This is a genomic window from Pseudomonas sp. 9.1(2019), from assembly GCF_009910445.1.
Classification (GTDB): Bacteria; Pseudomonadota; Gammaproteobacteria; order Pseudomonadales; family Pseudomonadaceae; genus Aquipseudomonas; species Aquipseudomonas paraversuta.
Genome location: NZ_VBWF01000011.1, coordinates 15,903 through 34,253 on the forward strand (window position 1 = coordinate 15,903; position 18,351 = coordinate 34,253).

An 18,351-nucleotide genomic window follows, 5' to 3' on the forward strand; every position below is an offset into this window, starting at 1 on the left:
TGATCCCCGCCCTGCCAAACAGCGCCGTGCCTCTACAGATATTTGTTCCAGAACAGCATCTGACCGTGGGCCGGGTTGAGCTGGCCCTCGCTAAATCCGAACTTCCTGTAGGAACCTTGAGCGACCGGGTTGCCCTCAAGCACCTCGAGAGTGATCTTGCAGCAATCACGTTCACGGGCAATCTCCTCGACCTTGAGCAGCATCTGCTGACTCAGGCCCAGACCGCGGAATGTATCGACCACCGACACGTCGTGCACGTTGACCAGAGGCTTGCCGGCAAAGGTCGAGAAGCCTTCAAAACAGTTGACCAGCCCCGCCGCCTCGCCATTGACAAACGCCAGCACGCTGAACGCATGGGGACGCTTGGCCAGCTCTGCAGGCAACTGCTCCAGCACCTGGGGCGACAACGCCTCACCGCCGCCCATAGGGTCTTTGGCATAGTGATTCAATACGTCTCTCAAAGCCTGGGCGTGAACCGGGTTTGTATAGTTTGCTTGCACTACCACGACATCCGACATTGCTTGGATTCCTTGACGACTGGGTTCTTGGTGTCCGATTTTGATGACACCCGACCTTAGCGTGCCTGAAGCGCCACAGACAAGTGCCCGCGTCATGTGTGGCCAGAGGGATCCAGGGTTTGCATCAGCGCCTCGACTTGCGGCACAAGGCAGTCGGCGTCCAGGTAAATCAGTACATGGCGAAACTGTTGATTGTCCTGGCGATACGCCTCGACATCCACAGCCGCAACATCTGCCATCTTCTGGCTGAGCAGCAGTAAATCGAAATCATGGACCTGAGCGTCATACAGGCTCATTAACGCCTGCAGGTCATACAAGGGGGCAATTCGGAAATACCCCGCAGCATTAAGCGACTTTTCTATTTTTAAAGCCTGAGCCCAATCGGCATCGGCAATCAGTATTCGCAATGACTTGGTGGGCATGATGTCTGAACCATCGTCAAATGCATTCTGTTAGACCGGGACACGCCAGCTTTACCACTGGCACCAAAGCGCAAATGGGTGCGCTCCGGGACATTTCAAGACACCGCTTGTCACGTCATTGATTCCTCAGCCGAGCCTCGGGCCATCTCCCCCCGGAGCGCCAGGCGGCACTCCGTGTCATGTTCGAGACTGCCGGCTACGCCCTCACTGCCAGCCGAACTTGCGGATGTAGAAACCTTTCACTGCCTGGGTCAGCGCCATGTAGGCCAGCAGAATCATTGGCAAGAACACAAAGTACAGCGGCGGCAACGCCTGCAATTTGAAGTAGCCAGCCAACGGCCCCATTGGCAGGAAGATACCTACCAACATGATCACAGCTGTCATGACCATCAGCGGCATCGCTGCACGGCTTTGCAGAAATGGAATTTTCGGCGTCCGGATCATGTGCACGATCAGCGTTTGAGTCAGCAGCCCGACCACGAACCAGCCCGACTGGAAAAGAGTCTGGTGCTCAGGTGAGTTGGCTTTGAACGCGTACCACATCAAACCGAACGTGAGAATGTCGAAAATCGAGCTGATCGGTCCAAAGAACAGCATGAAACGCCCTACCTCGGCGGGTTGCCAGCGCTGGGGCTTTTTAAGCATTTCTTCATCGACGTTATCGAACGGGATAGCAATTTGTGACACGTCGTACAGCAGGTTCTGGACCAGCAGGTGCATCGGCAACATAGGCAAAAACGGGATAAACGCACTGGCGACCAACACCGAGAACACGTTGCCGAAGTTCGAGCTGGCGGTCATTTTTATGTATTTGAGCATGTTGGCGAAGGTCCGGCGCCCTTCCAGTACACCCTCCTCCAGCACCATCAGGCTTTTTTCCAGAAGAATGATGTCCGCTGCTTCCTTGGCGATATCCACCGCACTGTCCACGGAAATTCCGATGTCCGCGGTACGCAGCGCAGGTGCGTCGTTGATCCCGTCCCCCATAAAGCCAACCACATGGCCATTGGCTTTGAGCAAGCGCACGATGCGCTCTTTGTGAGTGGGGGTGAGCCTGGCAAACACGTTGCTGGTTTCGACGGCCACCGCCAGTTCAGCGTCGGTCATGCGTTCGATGTCGTTACCCATCAACAGCCCTTGCTGCTCCAGGCCCACTTCACGGCAAATCTTCGCAGTGACCAGTTCGTTATCGCCAGTCAGAACTTTTACCGCGACCCCGTGTTCGGCTAACGCCTTGAGTGCTGGCGCAGTGCTCTCCTTTGGCGGGTCAAGGAAAGCGACATAACCAATCAGCGTCAGGTCCTGCTCGTCTGCCAGGCTGTAAGTGTCACGACCCGTCTCAGTCATTGGCCGTGCAGCAACCGCCACCACCCGCAAACCCTCTTCGTTAAATGCCGCGGTCACCTGGCGAATACGCGCCAGCAACCCATCGCTCAGGGCTTCTTCCCGTTCGCCATGGCGCACGGTTTTGCAAACGGCCAGCACTTCTTCGACAGCGCCTTTGCAGATCAGCAGATGAGGCTGATCCTGCTCGGCCACCACAACCGACATCCGCCGCCGTGTGAAGTCGAAAGGAATTTCATCGACCTTGTTAAAGGCTGTGCCCACATTCAACTCGCGGTGCACCTCGACATGCTCCAGCACCGCCACGTCCAGCAGGTTTTTCAGTCCGGTCTGGTAGTAGCTGTTGAGATAGGCCATTTCCAGAACGTCATCCGACTCTTGCCCCCAGACATCGACGTGGCGTGCGAGAAAGATTTTGTCCTGGGTCAAGGTGCCGGTTTTATCGGTACACAGTACATCCATCGCACCAAAGTTCTGGATCGCGTCCAGCCGTTTGACGATGACTTTTTTACGTGACAGAAACACTGCGCCTTTGGCCAGGGTTGAGGTCACGATCATCGGCAGCATTTCCGGGGTCAGGCCCACTGCCACCGACAAGGCAAACAGCAAGGCTTCGGTCCAGTCACCCTTGGTAAAGCCATTGATGAACAGCACCAGCGGCGCCATTACAAACATGAAGCGGATCAGCAACCAGCTGACTTTGTTGACCCCGGTCTGAAACGACGTCGGCCCCCGATCCGTCGCGCCAACCCGCTGTGCCAGCGCGCCGAAGTAAGTGTTGTTGCCGGTGGTCAGTACCACTGCCGTGGCCGCGCCGGATACCACGTTGGTGCCCATGAACAGAATATTGTCCAGTTCCAGCGGGTTACTGGTCTGGCTGTCGGACTGCCGCGCAAACTTCTCCACCGGCATTGATTCACCGGTCATTGCCGCCTGGCTGACAAACAGGTCTTTGGCGCTAAGCACCCTGCAATCTGCCGGAATCATGTCGCCCGCGGACAACACAATCAAATCCCCCGGGACCAATTGCTTGATCGGCAACTCAATGCGTTGCGCACCTCTGATTTGCTGAGTTACGCCGGAGAACTTGCCAAACATCGGGGTGGTGTCAGCATTGAAATCACGTCGCATGACCGTGGCGGTGTTACTCACCATCGCCTTGAGTGCGTCCGCTGCTTTGTTGGACTTGGCTTCTTGCCAGAAACGCAGCAACGTCGACAACACCACCATGGTGCCAATCACCACCGCAGCCTGAATGTCATCTGTGGCCAGAGAGACCGCGGCAAGCAAAGTCAGCAACAAGTTGAACGGGTTCTTGTAGCAATGCCACAAGTGCACCCAGCGGCTGAGTGGCTGCTCGTGTTCAACCTCGTTCAGCCCATGTTGCTGGCGCAGCGCCTCGGCCTCGGCCTCGCTGAGTCCATCGGTATGGGTGCCCAGACTGTCGATCAATACCGCGCTGTCGCGGTTGGCCGCAGCCACCAGGGTTTGTGCCAGCGTCGGCGGGACTTCCCGGCTGACCGTGGTGTTGGTCAAACTATCAAGCAAGGCCAAACGTCGGAAATGCCGGCCGATATGGCGAGTGCGCAAAAATCCGGCGAAGAATTCTTTGAGGGTGAGTTTCATCGTGCTACTCCTGCGCCGTCTGCACTCACCCTTTGAGAGTGACTACGCAGACGGCCTTGATCTGGAACCGTCGTTCATGGTTTGAATCCGGATGCTCGCGCTTAATCAAACAATCGAACACAGCCCGGCAACCTGGGCCGATGTTGGCGCCGGCGCACCGGGATAAAAAAGTTGCCCATAACGATTCCCCTGACGGTCTACGAAGCCAGGCAGCAGGCACGGCAAGAGCGCGCGCGAGTACCAAAAGGCACACGCGCGCAGCGTGTCGCGACCATGCCGCCAAGGGCATTGATCACACACGTTTCAGTATCGATGAGAGGGCTTCCGGGGACGGGTCGTGGATGACCCGATAAAGGTGCCGTTTCTCGCTAGTCAGCAAGACAACGGCAGGGGAATCTGCGCGCTAGCTTGCCGAGAATATGCCGGTGTTCATAACCGGCCGACTACTGTGACTCGAGCTGCTACCCACTGAAAACCTGCGCTATTAATGAAAACGCCGGCAGCTTACGCCCGGCGTTTTAGAGAGTAAACCGCAGGAAGGCTGCCGTTTTATGAATCAGATGGATCTTCAGGCAGGGTTCAGTTTCATCCGGAGAATGTCATATGAGGCGGTATTGCGGCGCGCATAAAGGGCCGAAATTCAGGGGCTTTCCCATTGCCTGAGACGAACCCGGCAATGCTTCATTGCATTGACAATATGTTTCTCCACCATGCTTCGCGACACACCGAGGCGCTCGGCAATTTCAGGATGCGACAAGCCTTCAAGCTTGCGCAGCAAAAAGCAGTCGCGGCACGCCGCAGGCAGCTCGGCCAGCGCCCGCTGGAGCAGGTCCAGACGCTGATTGCGGTCCATCAACACCTGCGGCGAAGGGCTGAAAAAACGCTCCTCAGAGTCCAGTACCTCCAGCGGCTCAACCTGGCGCAAGGCGTTGCGCCGATGACCATCGATCACCAGGTTGAGTGCCGTGCGATACAAAAATGCACGGGGCTGCTCAATGGGTGCATCACTGGTGCGCTCAAGCACTCGTACGTAAGCATCATGCGCGACATCTTCGGCCGCCTGAGCATTGCCCAGTCGGGCACTCAAAAACGTGACCAGTTCACGATAGTAGTTTTCCAACATGACTCCTGGCCGCAACGTCAGCGGCAACATTCCATGAGCGCAGAAACAGTCCGAATCGATAGCGGCGCGATGATGGCACTTCTGAAGATGCAATTTATAGCAATTCTCATCTAGATTTAAGATGTATGCCTTTGAATCGCGCAGAAACATTAAGTAACACCTGTAAAAACAAACAGTTAAATCCGCGCCCCACACCTTCGTCTACTCAACAGCTCCCCGTGTCTGTCGGTTCGCCGAGGCTGTTGGCTTTTGCCCTTAACAGCTGCAAAAACCTGATCACGGACCGATTCCCATTGGCCGGAACCCTGCATGAAACGCCCTGGACAGACCCGCCGCGCACTTCTCATCGCCCTGTGTTGCTTGCTGGCTGGCGCCCTGGCTGCGTGGTCATTTCTGCCCCTGGGTGGCGAAGCCTATGACACCGTGCCTGTTACCCGCGGCGACATTGAAAGCAGCGTGACCGCCCTGGGCACCCTGCAGCCCCGGCAATATGTCGATGTGGGTGCGCAGGCCTCCGGGCAAATCAACAAAATCCATGTCGAAGTCGGTGCTGAAGTCAAAGAGGGCCAGTTGCTGGTCGAAATCGACCCCGCGACACAAAGTGCCAAACTCGAGGCCAGTCGCTTTGCGATTGAAAATCTGCAGGCCCAGTTGCAAGAACAACGCGCCTTGCACGATCTGGCCAAACAGAAATATCAGCGCCAGCTGCACCTCGCCAAAGGCGGTGCCACCCGAGAAGAAGACGTACAAAGTGCAGACGCAGAAGTGCGTACTACCCGGGCCCGAACCGAGATGTTCCAGGCGCAAATCCGTCAGGCCCGGGCCAGTTTGCGCAGTGACCAGGCAGAACTTGGCTACACCCGTATCTACGCCCCCATCTCCGGCACCGTGGTAGCGCTGGATGCGCGCGAAGGCCAGACCCTGAATGCCCAACAGCAGACACCCTTGATTCTGCGCATAGCCAAACTCTCACCCATGACCGTCTGGGCTGAAGTCTCGGAAGCGGATATCGGCTACGTCAAACCGGGCATGCCCGCATATTTCACCACCCTGAGTGGTGGCAACAGACGTTGGAACAGCAGAGTGCGGCAGATTTTGCCCGTACCGCCCAAACCGCTTAATGAAGCCAGCCAGGGGGGCGGCAGCCCGGCCAGCGCAGGCAAAAGCGGAAGTGCCCGGGTGGTGCTGTACACCGTATTGCTCGATGTCGACAACACCGATCAAGTGCTGATGCCCGAAATGACCACCCAGGTATTTTTCGTCTCCGGCCAGGCCCAAGACGTATTGCTGGCCCCCATCATTGCGTTACAGGCCAGCACTGAAGGCGACCGACAAACCGCCCGTATCGTGGCCAAAAACGGCAAGTTGCAATTGCGCGAGATCCGCACTGGGATTAGTGACCGCTTGCGGGTGGAAATTCTCGATGGCCTGAATGAAGGCGATCGCCTGCTCATCGGCCCGGCCACCGGCAACGGAGGCTAGATGTCCACTCCCTTGATCGAGCTGCAAGAGATCCGCAAGGTCTACGGGGGTGACGGCACGCCCGAGGTTCAGGTACTCAAAGGGATCAGCCTGGCGATCCATGCCGGAGAGTTTGTCGCGATTGTCGGGGCCTCTGGCTCAGGCAAATCGACCCTGATGAACATTCTCGGCTGCCTCGACCGCCCGACCTGCGGCCGCTATTTGTTCGCCGGTGAAGACGTGGCCTGTCTGGACAGTGACGAACTGGCCTGGTTGCGCCGTGAAGCCTTCGGCTTTGTGTTTCAGGGTTACCACCTGATCCCCTCGGCTTCGGCCCAGGAAAACGTCGAAATGCCGGCCATCTATGCCGGCATGCCCGCCGCCGAACGCCACGCCCGCGCCGCCGCCCTGCTCGATCGTCTGGGGCTGGCCGAACGCACTGGCAATCGCCCGCACCAACTCTCTGGCGGCCAGCAACAGCGGGTATCGATTGCCCGGGCCCTGATGAACGGCGGACACATCATCCTCGCCGACGAGCCCACCGGCGCTCTGGACAGTCACAGCGGCGCCGAAGTCATGACGCTGCTGGATGAGCTGGCCAGCCAGGGTCACGTGGTGATCCTGATTACCCACGACCGCGAAGTCGCAGCCCGGGCCAACCGCATCATCGAAGTGCGCGACGGCGAGGTGGTCAGCGACAGCGCCAACGCTCAACCCTGTGGGCACACCGAGAATCCCGCCGCCTTGCAGGCCGTCGATTTGCGTAAACGCCTGAATGAAGGCAGTGAAGCCCGCGGGGCCTGGAAAGGCGAATTGGTGGACGCGGTACAGGCCGCCTGGCGGGTGATGTGGATCAACCGCTTTCGCACCGCCCTGACGCTGTTGGGTATCGTCATCGGCGTGGCGTCGGTGGTGGTTATGCTGGCCGTTGGCGAAGGCAGCAAACGTCAGGTCATGGCACAAATGGGCGCGTTCGGCTCCAACATCATCTACCTCAGCGGCATGTCGCCCAGGCCCCGTGCGCCCCCCGGCATCGTCACCCTCAACGATGTAGCGGCGCTTTCAACCTTGCCTCAAGTGCACATGATCATGCCCGTCAACGGTGCCGAAATCGGCGTGCGTCATGGCAACCTTGATCACACGATGTATACCGGCGGCAATGGCGTCGCCTTTTCTGCGATTTTCAGCTGGCCGGTGGTGCAAGGCAGCTTCTTCACCCAGGCGGATGAAGACGCCGCCGCCGCGGTCGCAGTGATCGGCAAGAAGGTCCGTGACAAGGTCCTCAAGGACGTGCCCGACCCCATTGGCCAGTACATCCTGCTGGAAAACGTACCGTTCCGCGTGGTTGGCGTGCTGGCTGAAAAAGGCGCCAGCTCTGGCGACTCCGACAGTGACACGCGCATCGTGGTGCCCTACTCCGCTGCCAGCGTGCGCCTGTTCGGCACGCACAATCCGGAATACGTGGTGATCGCTGCCACCGATGCGAGCAAGGTCAAACAGACTGAAACCGCCATCGAGCAACTGATGCTCAAACTGCACCACGGCACGCGGGATTTCGAGATCACCAACAATGCAGCGATGATCCAGGCCGAAGCCAGAACCCGTAATACGCTGTCGCTGATGCTGGGTTCGATTGCCGCCATCTCACTGCTGGTTGGCGGTATCGGGGTGATGAATATCATGCTGATGACCGTCCGTGAGCGAACCCGCGAAATTGGTATCCGCATGGCCACCGGCGCCCGTCAACGCGACATTCTGCGCCAGTTCCTGACCGAGGCCCTGATGCTCTCGGTGGTCGGTGGCCTGGCAGGTATAACCCTGGCTTTCATGGTCGGCGGGATACTGCTGATGTGCGATGTAGCTGTGGCGTTCTCACCGTTTGCGGTCCTCGGTGCCTTTGCTTGTGCACTGGTGACAGGCGTTATCTTCGGCTTCATGCCGGCCCGCAAGGCTGCCCGGCTCGACCCGGTCACGGCCCTTACCAGTGAATGATTCGATGAAGCTGCCCTTGAGCCTGCTGACCGCATGCCTGCTGCTGAGTGCGTGCAACCAGACCCGCCTCCACAACGAGCCTGCGCCGATCCCCCCTGCCAACTGGCAAGGCGCCCATACGCTGAGCAGTTCAGCGGGCAATCAGCAGTGGTGGACGCATTTTTCCAGCCCCGAACTGGACCGTCTGATTGCCCAGGCCCGGGCTGGCAGCTACGACCTTGCAGCCGCCGTCGCACGCGTGCAGCAGGCCCGGGCCAGTGCCGTGATCGCGGGGGCCCCGCTACTGCCCGAAGTGTCATTCGGCGCCAGCGCCAATCGCCAGAAGCTCTTGCACGGCAAGGGCTATAACCAGCTTGATGGCAACGATGACAAGCAGGCCGTGGACTATTTTGATGCCAAGCTGAGCGCCAGTTATGAAGTGGACTTTTGGGGCGGCAAATCCGCAGCACGGGACAGCGCCGTGCAGGCACTCAAGGCCAGTGAGTTTGATCAGGCCACGGTCGAGCTGACCTTGCTCAGCAGCGTGGCCAACAGTTATGTGCAAACCCTGGCCTTCAACGAACAACTGCGCATTGCCAGGCTCAACCTGGCCAATGCGCAGAACGTCATGCAGGTCGTGCAAACCCGCTATGACGCCGGCTCGGCCACGGCCGTGGAACTGGCCCAGCAAAAGAGCCTGGTGGCCGGCCAGCAGCGGCAATTGCCACTGGTTGAGCAACAGGCCCAAGAGGCGCGAATTACCCTGGCCGTGCTGCTTGGGCAACCGGTGCAAAGCCTTGTTCTGGGCAACACTGCCTTTGGCCAGTTGCAATGGCCATCGATTGGCAGCGGCTTGCCCAGCGCACTGCTGACCCGGCGCCCCGACATCGCCAGTGCCGAAGCCAGGCTCGCCGCAGCAGCGGCCGACATCACAGTGGCCCGTGCAGCCATGCTGCCCGGCCTGACCCTCAGCGCGAGCCTGGGATCGGGCTCAGACCGTTTCAGCGAGCTCCTGCGCAGTCCGCTCTACAGCCTCGCCGCCGGGCTGGCAGCCCCGATCTTCAATAACGGCCGCCTCAGCGCCGAGCGCGACAAAGCCACGGCGCACCAGCAAGAGCTGCTGCAAATCTATAGGGGGAGCATCATCAACGCCTTCGCCGACGTCGAAAAAGCCCTCAACAGCGCCAGCGGCCTGGACCGACAACGGCAATGGCAAGACGAAGAACTGAAACAGGCGCAGCAGGCATTCGATATTGCCGAACAACGCTATAAAGCCGGGGTCGAGATGTTGCTGACGGTCCTGGAGACCCAGCGCACGCTGTATCAGGCACAGGACCGGAACGTTCAATTGCGCGTGGCCCGGTTACAGGCCAGCATCGCGCTGTACAAGGCATTGGGCGGCGGCTGGCAGGTTCAGTCTCCTCCTGATGTACCTCCCCTGTAGGAGCGAGCTCGCTCCTGCAAGAGTTACGGTAAGCCACTGGATGGAACTCTGAATGACGGGGGCAATCAGTGATTCATGCCCTGCGGTTAAATGTGCTTTGCCCGACTTGCGGTTTTTCCGGCTGGGAAAGGCGAGGATACTCAGCCTGATTCTTACGACCCCCAAGGAGTTATCCATGACAGTTCCAGCATTCGGCGTCGGCACTTTCCGCCTTAAAGGCCAAGTGGTGATTGATTCAGTCAAAAATGCTCTTGAGTTGGGCTATCGGGCCATCGACACCGCCCAAATCTATGAGAACGAAGCCGAGGTCGGCCAGGCCATCGCCGAGAGCGGCGTACCCCGCGATCAACTGTTCATTACCAGCAAGATATGGGTCAGCAACTTCGCCCACGACAAACTGATTGCCAGCCTCAAGGACAGTTTGAAAAAGCTGCGCACCGACCACCTGGACCTGACCCTGATTCACTGGCCTTCGCCGAACAATGAAGTCCCGGTCGCAGAGTTCATGGGCGCGCTGCTTGAAGCCAAAAAACTGGGCCTGACCAAAGAAATCGGGGTTTCCAACTTCACTATCGACCTGCTGAAAGACGCCATTGCCGCCGTCGGTGCCGAAAACATCGCCACCAACCAGATCGAACTGCATCCGTATTTGCAGAACCGCAAACTGGTTGAGTTCGCACAGAGCAAAGGCATCCATATCACGTCTTACATGACCCTGGCCTACGGCGAGGTGCTGAAAGATCCGGTGATCAAGGCCATTGCCGATCGCCATGGGGCGACCAGCGCCCAGGTGACCCTGGCGTGGGCCATGCAACTGGGCTACTCGGTGATTCCGTCATCCACCAAGCGTGCCAATCTTGAGAGCAATTTCAAGGCTCGCACCCTGACCCTGAGCGAAGAAGACATGGCGCAGATTGCAGCGCTGGATCGCGGCCATCGCCTGACCAACCCGCAAAGCGTTGCGCCGAAGTGGGATTGACCGCTGCACTGTGACAGGCAGGAACGAGCTTGCTTCATGATCCCCGCAGGCGATCCGGCTGAAACCATCGCGAGGCAAGCTCGCCCCTGCAGTCGTTATTTCTGATTCGTCCCGAACCTCTGTAGCTGCATCTCCTGCAGCCGGCTCAGGGTGCGGCGAAAGGCAAACTCCAGATAACCTTGGGTGTACAGCTGATTCATTGGCACTTGCGCCTCAATGCACACCGGTACTTTGCGGTCGTAGCACTCGTCTACCAGTGCGATGAAACGTCGTACGCTGTCGTCGAATCTGGACAGCTGCGGCAATTCGCGATCTCCGGCCTCGACCTTTACCGGGCCATCTTCGGTACCCCGGGCAATCTTGCCCTCCCGTTGCTCGGCACTCAGGCAAGGCACATCACTGAGCAGTATCACTTTGAAGCGGTCACAGATATCCATGAACTCACCGGCGGCCAACGGCTGCTCGCACAGCTCATGAAAGTTGCACCACAGCACAGTGTCGCTGGCTTGCACCACCCGCACAGAGCGATGTCCGACGCTAATCGGCAGGTCAAAGGCAGCCTGCCCCCGGGTCAGTTCTGCAAACACTGGCGGCATGACACTCGGCTGCCCCGGACCGGTCACCCAATAGCGTTGTTTGGCAATGCCGGGATGCAAGCGATGATCCTCGGTGCCGTCGACCGAGACGATGTCCATATGCTTGAGAATGGCGCTAATCGCAGGGGCAAAGCGTTCTTTGTTGTGCCCCTGGCTATACAGCTGCTCCGGCGGTTGATTGGAGGTACAGACCAGTACCACCCCCTCATCAAACATCACCTGAAACAAACGCCCGAGAATTATGGCGTCACCGATGTCATTGACGAACAGCTCGTCAAAACACAGAACCTTGAGCTCTTTGCCCAACTCCTTGGCCAGAACGTTAAGCGGGTCGGTGGTACCGGTCAGTTGAAACAGCCGCTGATGCACCCATTGCATAAAGTGATGGAAATGCTGGCGCCGCGCCGGGACTTGCAGGCTCTGGTAAAACTGATCCATCAACCAGGTTTTCCCCCTGCCCACCGGCCCCCACAGATACACGCCCCTGACCTCCCGGGAGCCTTGCTGCAGAGCCTCGTGGCAACGTTGCAGCACCTGTACCGCCTGCCATTGGGCCGGATCATGGACAAAACCTTGCTGCTCGACGGCCTGTTGCCAGGCACTGAGGGGGGACTCAACATTCATTGCGATGACGGGCTCCGGAATCAGATCCGCCAGTATGCCAGCAAGGCCATGTCTTTCGGCACTTGAAATTGTCCAGGGCACCACCACATTGTTACCCGAGCGGTAACAGAGCATTTTGCCATCAGGCCTTTTTACTTTGATGGATCGGCGTATCATTTAATGGGTGTAATGAACTGTAATTGAAACAACAGGACACTTCGTACGACGCTTATCGATTCTTTAACTCGCGCCGTAACTTCTTTCCGCCTGCATGGCAAATGAAGTGAGTCAGTTTGATAACTTTAGAGGCCACTCCCATGAAAACTTTAATTGCGTTATTCCTTGCCGGCTTTGCCAGCTTGGCCGTTGCAAGTGGAAGTTCAACGCTGCCAACCACGTCGGTCGAGCACTACAGCTACGGGTCGAAACTGGACATTGCGAAAGTGATCAGTCTGTCCAGCATCCCCGATGTATGCGAGGTTGTTCCGGCGCAAATGATCTATGAAGACTCCCATGGTCAGCGTCACACCCTTGAATACCAGGTGATGGGCGACGGTTGCAGCAACCGCTAGTCACAGGCAGTTGCACGCACGGACGCAACCCCCGGGCCCCCTCTTTCGAGGGGGCTTTTTATTGGGCGGGCAAAACACCCGATTATTACTGATCCGGAAAGACTGCATGGCAAAGGTTTGACTTTAATCAATACGGCAGACGCGTATTCTATGTTCATCCCTCAGCACAACATTGAAACAGGGCACGGTACTTCGTATTACGTCGCACGTCTGACGGCGTAATAACTTCTCCCGCCGACACGGCAATTGAAGTCAGTGATACGTGATTGTTTTAAGGTCTCAACAATGAAAAGTTTGATTGTTCTTGCACTGATTGGTTTTTCAACACTGGCGGGCGCTGATGAACTTCAAGTCGCGCAACAACCGGCTGTAGAACATTACACCTATGCCACCAACCTCGATATTGCGAAAGTTATCAGTGTGTCGCCTCTGGATGACGTCTGCGAAGTCGTTCCGGCGCAAATGACCTACGAAGACCATCAGGGTCAGCGTCATATTCTCGAGTACCGCGCAATGGGTAACGGCTGCAGTAACGGTTAATACAGGCGCGACTGCAGGACGAGGTCGATAACAATCGGGGGTTCTGGTTGTCATCGCCCTGGCAGGGTCAGAATTTGATGAGCGAGGCCCTGGACAGCTTCTGCTTCGAGCCCCTGAAACGCCCGCTGATGGGTGCGCCAAAGGCCGCGCATGACCTGGGATCGAGGCGAATGTCGCAACGTAGCGGCATGGGTCTGGTGAGCAGCGAAGAATGCGACTTTGTCAGTGGCAAGTTTGCCTGCGACTTGCGGGAGATAACCCGGGAGTAATGGCTGGCACGGCAAAACCGCACCTCAAACAAAGCCCGACCCTGCACTGGCAGGGTCGGGCTCGAAGCGCTTGGCCAGCGGTTCGTGAAAGACGTCAGAATCAGTCTTTTTTCTCGGAAATCACTTTGCCGCTATGGTCAAAAGTGGTTTCGACCTCGACTTCCACGCCGTCAATTTTCTTCAGGCCTTCAGCTTTCCAGATGCCTGCAGCCGGGTCTTGCAGCTCGATTTTCTTGATCACGGTGTAACCATTTTTGCCCTGAAGCACTTGAACTGCTTCTTCGGAGAAGGCCCAGTTCGGACCCGGAGTAGCAGCCATCGCAGCGCCGGAGCTCAACAGGACAGCGGCAGTGATCGCAGCAGCAAAGGTTTTCTTCAACATTGTCTTAACTCCATTAATTGATGTTGCGTCTGGTACTCAATGTGACTGGAACAACCGTAGCAGATATAAAACAGCCCATGGACCTAAATGGCATGCTTTTGATCTGGCTCAGGTTCTCGTTAACTCCGGCACAGGGTTAGAATGCTCGGCCTCAAGGAGAACCAATGAGCGATACGCGCCACGCACCAGCCCAATACGATGCCATCACCGAAGCTGCTGCTCAGTGGTGCATGCGTTTGCACGAGCCCGATTGCACAAACCAGGAGCGTGAAGCATTCGCTGTGTGGTTGCACGCAGACCCTCTCCACGCCATCGAGTACGAAGCCATGCTCGATATCTGGGATATCAGCGAGCACTTGCCCCGCCCGGCGCAAATCACTGCGGGCCCTGAAAAACAGCGTCGCAGTACCTGGCAACGCCTGAGCATTGCTGCCGCAATCCCCCTGATCGCGGTTCCACTGGCCGCTTATGGCGGCTGGCAACTGGGCTGGGTGCCCAGCTCCTATCAGCGCCTTGAAGCAGGTAATAGCGTAAAAACCGTGACCCTGGCCGATGGCAGCCAGGCAGAACTTAATCTCGGTACGCAACTGACCTTCAGCAACTACAAGGACCAGCGCCGGGTTTCCCTGAAAAATGGTGAAGCCTTTTTCAAGGTAAGCCACGATGCCACGCACCCCTTCGTGGTGCAGGCGGCCGAAGGACGGATCCGGGTCACCGGCACCCAGTTCAATGTGTGGATGTATGAAGACCAGGTGCGGGTGACACTGGTGGAGGGCTCGGTGCTGGTGACCAGCAACAAGAATCTGAAGAGTGACGGCTTGCGCCTCGAACCGGGGATGCAGGCACGCTATAAAGCCGGCGACTACGCACCGCAGATCAGCCAGACTTACACCAACGCACCGGAGCTTGCATGGCGCGACGGCAAGCTGGTGCTGGACAACCTGCCGCTGGCCGACGCCTTGCCCCTGATCAATCGCTATCTCGGCACACCTCTGGTGCTGGCCGACAACGCCGCCGGAAAATTGCGCATTGGTGGCGTCTTCAATACCCGGGACATCAATCAGTTGGTGAATTCCCTGCCCAAGGTGTTGCCGGTGTACCTGAGCCTGGGCCAGGACGGCAAACCGCTGATCAGCTCTTTGCCCCGCGGCTAACCCCGGGGCAATCAAATACCCCCATCCCTGGCAAGCCCGCGCCTGCAAGACCGGCGTCAGCGCGCCCCGTATTCACACCCGCTAACCGGATCCACCCTGCCCCCTGCAAACTCACATTCAAGGGCGTCCCTCGGCAGGGCTGTCTGTTGAACTTTGCAGTCCGGCAGGTGCCAGTACAGAAAACGAAGCACATTAAAAAAAATTAATAATCGGTTAAAACACCCGCCCGTAAAGGGCCCTTGGGTGAATGCGACGATTTCACGACAAATTTTCTACATTCCGCTGTTCATGATTTACACCGCTCATTCGTCTAATTAACCGAGAGCATTTTTTATTTTCCTGATCAGGCTCTGAAAAGGAGTTTTTTGCATGCGAGACCAGCAAATGCCAACGGACGGCCAACAGCATCGCGAATCCACATTCCAGCCTGACCCCCGGTTGCTGGAAGCGCTTGCGCCGTTGCAAGGCAATGAACGGATCCGCCACTTACTTAAATGCTTCGGGCTGCGTACCAGCCTGGTACGGCTCAAGGTCATCGATGCGTTGCTGACAACAGCCGGAAGTGATCGCCGGCTGGGGGTGCGCGGCATGCACAGTCACTTGCTGGCACTGGATATTCCACTGTCGTTTCTGAGTGTACGAGAGGTGCTCAAGCGTCTGTGCAGCGAGGGTGTGGTGGTACTGAACCAGGACAAAAGCTACAGCCTGCATCCACAGGCTGAAGCCGTATTGACTGGCAAAATCGAGGCTTAGATCTTGGTCTTGCGGCGCATCACGCCGTTGATCACTACCACCACCACTGCCACGCCGATGGCAATGTACTGGAACATTTTCTCGGAAATCATGCCGGCGTTCTGCATGTACGAAAGGCCGAACATGATCCCCAGAACCACCAGTGAAATCAGAATCGAGTATTTCAAGCGCTGTGAAGAGGTCATTACCTGTTCCTGAAAGTAAGGCTAAAAATGTAAGCCGGAAATTTAACAAATATGCCGGGTTTGCGGAGATGATTTGAAACAACCGTGGTCTCATCTTACAGCCGGGGACGCTTTTTAGCTCCCTGGCGATAACCTTGAGGATTTACCCATGTTGCGTCGAATCACCCGGCTGGTTCCGCTGTTGCTCATCCTGGCCATGAGCGGTTGTGTGTTTTTCCCAGGTCACGGATGGCATCACGATCACCGTTACTACGATGGCGGCCCTGGTTATTACCACCGCTAATGCTTGACCCCGAGCCTGCCCCGCAGGCTCGGGTCAGTGTCGAAAGCCGCTACCGGGCCGCGCACACAAATCCACCAGCCAGTCGACAAACACCCGCACCCGTGAAGACAGCTGGCGATGTGACGGGTACAACGCCGTCAACGCCAGACGCGGCGGTAAACAGTCGCTCAGTACCTCTTGCAAACGCCCTTCTCGCACCAGTTGAGCCACGTGATAATGCGGCGCCTGTACCAGACCGTATCCCGCCGTGCACGCTGCCAGATACCCTTCTGCACTGTTAACCGAAATTTTCCTGGGCAGGTCGATCATGCGCACCTGCTCACCGTCCTGAAACTCCAGCCCGTAGCGCTTGCCCGACACACTGGAGAAATACTCCACCATCTGGTGCCCGCTCAAATCCTCGAGGGTTTGCGGTACACCGCGGGCTTGCAGATAGTCGGGGCTGGCGCAGGTTACCTGATCCATCATCACCAGCGGGCGCGCCACCAGCGAGTCATCCATCGTCAGCCCGCCGCGGATCACGCAATCCACACCCTCACGAATCAGGTCTACCGGACGATCGCTGAGGCCGATTTCCAGCTCGATCAACGGGTAGCTGCGGGTGAACTCAGGCAACGCCGGGAACACCACCAGACGCCCCACGGCCGCTGGCATATCGACCCGCAACTTGCCTTTTGGCTGGCTGCTGTTGAATAGCCCTTCGGCTTCTTCCAGATCGGACAGCAAACTGACGCAGCGCTGGTAGTAGGCCGCGCCATCCAGGGTGGGACTGACCTGACGGGTGGTGCGATGTAACAACTGCACCCCCAAATGCGCTTCCAGTTGCTTGATCAGCACCGTGACCGAGGCGCGGGGCATTTGCAGGCTGTCTGCGGCCCTGGCAAAGCCACCCAGCTCGACGATCCGGGTGAAGACCAGCATGGCGTTGAATCGGTCCATGGTCTTTCCACTGTTTAGATTTTACGAACAGTCATAATGCTTTTACCCGGTTTATCTTGCCAGTGTCGGGGTTAACAATAGTCCCTCCACTACTCAGGAGCACCCCGCATGCATACTCGCCAGCTTGGTAAAGACGGGCCGCAGGTCAGCGCTATTGGCCTGGGCTGCATGGGAATGACCGATTTCTACACCACCGGCAGCGACACCCGCGAAGCCGTGGCCACCTTGCACCGCGCGCTGGAACTGGGGATCAACCTGCTCGACAGCGCCGACATGTACGGCCCGCACACCAACGAAGAACTGATCGGCCAGGCGATTCGCGGCAAACGCGACCAGGTTTTTCTGGCCAGCAAATTCGGGATTGTGCGAGACCCGGCCAACCCTGCGGCCCGAGGTGTGAATGGACGCCCCGAGTACATACGCCAGTCCATTGAAGGCAGCCTCAAGCGTCTGGGCGTCGAAACCCTGGATCTTTACTACCAGCACCGCATGGACCCGAGTGTTGCGATTGAGGAAACCATCGGTGCCATGGCTGATCTGGTAAAGGCCGGCAAGGTCCGCTATCTGGGCCTGAGTGAAGCCTCGGTCGCGACCCTGGAGCGCGCCCACAAAGTGCATCCGATCAGTGCCCTGCAGAGTGAGTATTCACTGTGGAGCCGTGACCCCGAGGACAACGGTTGCCTGGCGGCATGTCAGCGTCTGGGCATTGCATTTGTGCCCTACAGCCCGTTGGGCCGGGGATTTTTGACCGGAGCCCTGAAGTCCCCGGACGACTTTGCTGCCGACGATTACCGTCGTCTCAGCCCGCGTTTCCAGGGAGACAACTTTGCCAAAAACCTGCGGCTGGTCGAGCAAGTGCAAGCCCTGGCCGCAGCCAAGGGCGTGACTGCCGGGCAATTGGCCCTGGCCTGGGTACTGGCCCAGGGTGATTACCTGATCCCGATTCCGGGTACCAAACAGCGCAAATACCTGGAACAGAACGTCGCTGCACTGGAAGTCAAACTGAGCCCCAGCGAACTGGCGGCACTTGAAGCGATCTTCCCGGCCAGCGCCGTGGCGGGACAGCGGTATGCAGAAGAGTCGATGAAGCAGCTCAATCGCTGAGTCCTCGACTCCTCAGGACATAACCCGCACCTGGCGCCCCTTGAAAACGCTGCAGGAGCTGGCTTGCCAGCTCCCACAAACAA

Annotated in this window: 18 protein-coding genes; 10 read left to right on the top strand and 8 right to left on the bottom strand. The window is 57.8% G+C overall.

Going from position 1 to position 18,351, the window contains the following annotated elements; all coding sequences use genetic code 11:
* Window positions 1–32: 32 nt before the first annotated feature.
* The 4 genes from FEZ21_RS18995 to FEZ21_RS19010 form a co-directional block, all read right to left on the bottom strand.
* Window positions 33–518, bottom strand: a complete 486-nt coding sequence (locus FEZ21_RS18995) for a GNAT family N-acetyltransferase (RefSeq protein WP_003441508.1) — start codon at window positions 516–518, stop codon at window positions 33–35.
* Between the two features lie 92 nt (window positions 519–610).
* A complete protein-coding gene (locus FEZ21_RS19000; protein WP_003441505.1) occupies window positions 611–940 on the bottom strand; it encodes a hypothetical protein in 330 nt (109 codons plus the stop codon).
* Between the two features lie 204 nt (window positions 941–1,144).
* Window positions 1,145–3,910, bottom strand: coding sequence for a magnesium-translocating P-type ATPase (gene mgtA, locus FEZ21_RS19005; RefSeq protein WP_160628204.1), 2,766 nt, complete (start codon window positions 3,908–3,910; stop codon window positions 1,145–1,147).
* 640 nt (window positions 3,911–4,550) lie between these two features.
* Window positions 4,551–5,030 (bottom strand): sigma-70 family RNA polymerase sigma factor, encoded by a 480-nt coding sequence (locus tag FEZ21_RS19010; RefSeq protein WP_010655807.1) that lies wholly within the window; start codon window positions 5,028–5,030, stop codon window positions 4,551–4,553.
* A 312-nt stretch (window positions 5,031–5,342) separates the two neighbouring features.
* Between FEZ21_RS19010 and FEZ21_RS19015 the strand changes: the two genes are divergently transcribed.
* The 4 genes from FEZ21_RS19015 (at window position 5,343) to dkgB (ending at window position 10,888) form a co-directional block, all read left to right on the top strand.
* The gene (locus tag FEZ21_RS19015) at window positions 5,343–6,515 is read left to right on the top strand and encodes an efflux RND transporter periplasmic adaptor subunit (protein ID WP_003441497.1); all 1,173 of its coding nucleotides are present in this window, start codon (window positions 5,343–5,345) and stop codon (window positions 6,513–6,515) included.
* Window positions 6,516–8,486, top strand: a complete 1,971-nt coding sequence (locus tag FEZ21_RS19020; RefSeq protein ID WP_160628206.1) for a MacB family efflux pump subunit — start codon at window positions 6,516–6,518, stop codon at window positions 8,484–8,486.
* A gap of 4 nt (window positions 8,487–8,490) precedes the next feature.
* Complete coding sequence (locus FEZ21_RS19025; protein ID WP_160628208.1) at window positions 8,491–9,909, top strand: efflux transporter outer membrane subunit; 1,419 nt, start codon at window positions 8,491–8,493, stop codon at window positions 9,907–9,909.
* 175 nt (window positions 9,910–10,084) lie between these two features.
* The gene (gene dkgB / locus FEZ21_RS19030) at window positions 10,085–10,888 is read left to right on the top strand and encodes a 2,5-didehydrogluconate reductase DkgB (protein WP_010655811.1); all 804 of its coding nucleotides are present in this window, start codon (window positions 10,085–10,087) and stop codon (window positions 10,886–10,888) included.
* 95 nt (window positions 10,889–10,983) lie between these two features.
* Here the strand turns inward: dkgB and zapE are convergent, their stop codons facing one another.
* Window positions 10,984–12,108 (bottom strand): cell division protein ZapE, encoded by a 1,125-nt coding sequence (gene zapE / locus FEZ21_RS19035; protein ID WP_160628209.1) that lies wholly within the window; start codon window positions 12,106–12,108, stop codon window positions 10,984–10,986.
* A gap of 296 nt (window positions 12,109–12,404) precedes the next feature.
* Between zapE and FEZ21_RS19040 the strand changes: the two genes are divergently transcribed.
* Together FEZ21_RS19040 and FEZ21_RS19045 are read left to right on the top strand one after the other, a co-directional pair.
* Window positions 12,405–12,659, top strand: a complete 255-nt coding sequence (locus FEZ21_RS19040) for a DUF2790 domain-containing protein (protein WP_010655813.1) — start codon at window positions 12,405–12,407, stop codon at window positions 12,657–12,659.
* Window positions 12,660–12,944: 285 nt separating this feature from the next.
* Window positions 12,945–13,199, top strand: coding sequence for a DUF2790 domain-containing protein (locus FEZ21_RS19045; RefSeq protein ID WP_003441477.1), 255 nt, complete (start codon window positions 12,945–12,947; stop codon window positions 13,197–13,199).
* A 369-nt stretch (window positions 13,200–13,568) separates the two neighbouring features.
* Here the strand turns inward: FEZ21_RS19045 and FEZ21_RS19050 are convergent, their stop codons facing one another.
* The gene (locus FEZ21_RS19050) at window positions 13,569–13,850 is read right to left on the bottom strand and encodes a PepSY domain-containing protein (protein ID WP_003441471.1); all 282 of its coding nucleotides are present in this window, start codon (window positions 13,848–13,850) and stop codon (window positions 13,569–13,571) included.
* 164 nt (window positions 13,851–14,014) lie between these two features.
* Between FEZ21_RS19050 and FEZ21_RS19055 the strand changes: the two genes are divergently transcribed.
* Both FEZ21_RS19055 and FEZ21_RS19060 read left to right on the top strand, forming a co-directional pair.
* On the top strand, window positions 14,015–15,004 hold the full coding sequence (locus tag FEZ21_RS19055; protein WP_160628211.1) for a FecR family protein: 990 nt from the start codon (window positions 14,015–14,017) through the stop codon (window positions 15,002–15,004).
* Between the two features lie 369 nt (window positions 15,005–15,373).
* A complete protein-coding gene (locus tag FEZ21_RS19060; protein ID WP_003441463.1) occupies window positions 15,374–15,757 on the top strand; it encodes a hypothetical protein in 384 nt (127 codons plus the stop codon).
* Here FEZ21_RS19060 and FEZ21_RS19065 read toward each other — a convergent pair.
* Complete coding sequence (locus tag FEZ21_RS19065; RefSeq protein WP_003441459.1) at window positions 15,754–15,942, bottom strand: hypothetical protein; 189 nt, start codon at window positions 15,940–15,942, stop codon at window positions 15,754–15,756. The genes FEZ21_RS19060 and FEZ21_RS19065 overlap by 4 nt on opposite strands.
* 148 nt (window positions 15,943–16,090) lie before the next feature.
* Here FEZ21_RS19065 and FEZ21_RS22775 point away from each other — a divergent pair, with 148 nt between their 5' ends.
* On the top strand, window positions 16,091–16,225 hold the full coding sequence (locus tag FEZ21_RS22775; protein WP_003441457.1) for a hypothetical protein: 135 nt from the start codon (window positions 16,091–16,093) through the stop codon (window positions 16,223–16,225).
* Window positions 16,226–16,258: 33 nt separating this feature from the next.
* On the opposite strand, the gene FEZ21_RS19070 is transcribed toward FEZ21_RS22775, so the two are convergent.
* Window positions 16,259–17,164 (bottom strand): LysR family transcriptional regulator, encoded by a 906-nt coding sequence (locus FEZ21_RS19070; RefSeq protein ID WP_160628213.1) that lies wholly within the window; start codon window positions 17,162–17,164, stop codon window positions 16,259–16,261.
* Window positions 17,165–17,272: 108 nt separating this feature from the next.
* Between FEZ21_RS19070 and FEZ21_RS19075 the strand changes: the two genes are divergently transcribed.
* Window positions 17,273–18,268 carry an aldo/keto reductase gene (locus FEZ21_RS19075; RefSeq protein WP_160628215.1) on the top strand — a complete coding sequence of 332 codons (996 nt, stop codon included), beginning with the start codon at window positions 17,273–17,275 and terminating at the stop codon, window positions 18,266–18,268.
* Window positions 18,269–18,351 lie beyond the last annotated feature (83 nt).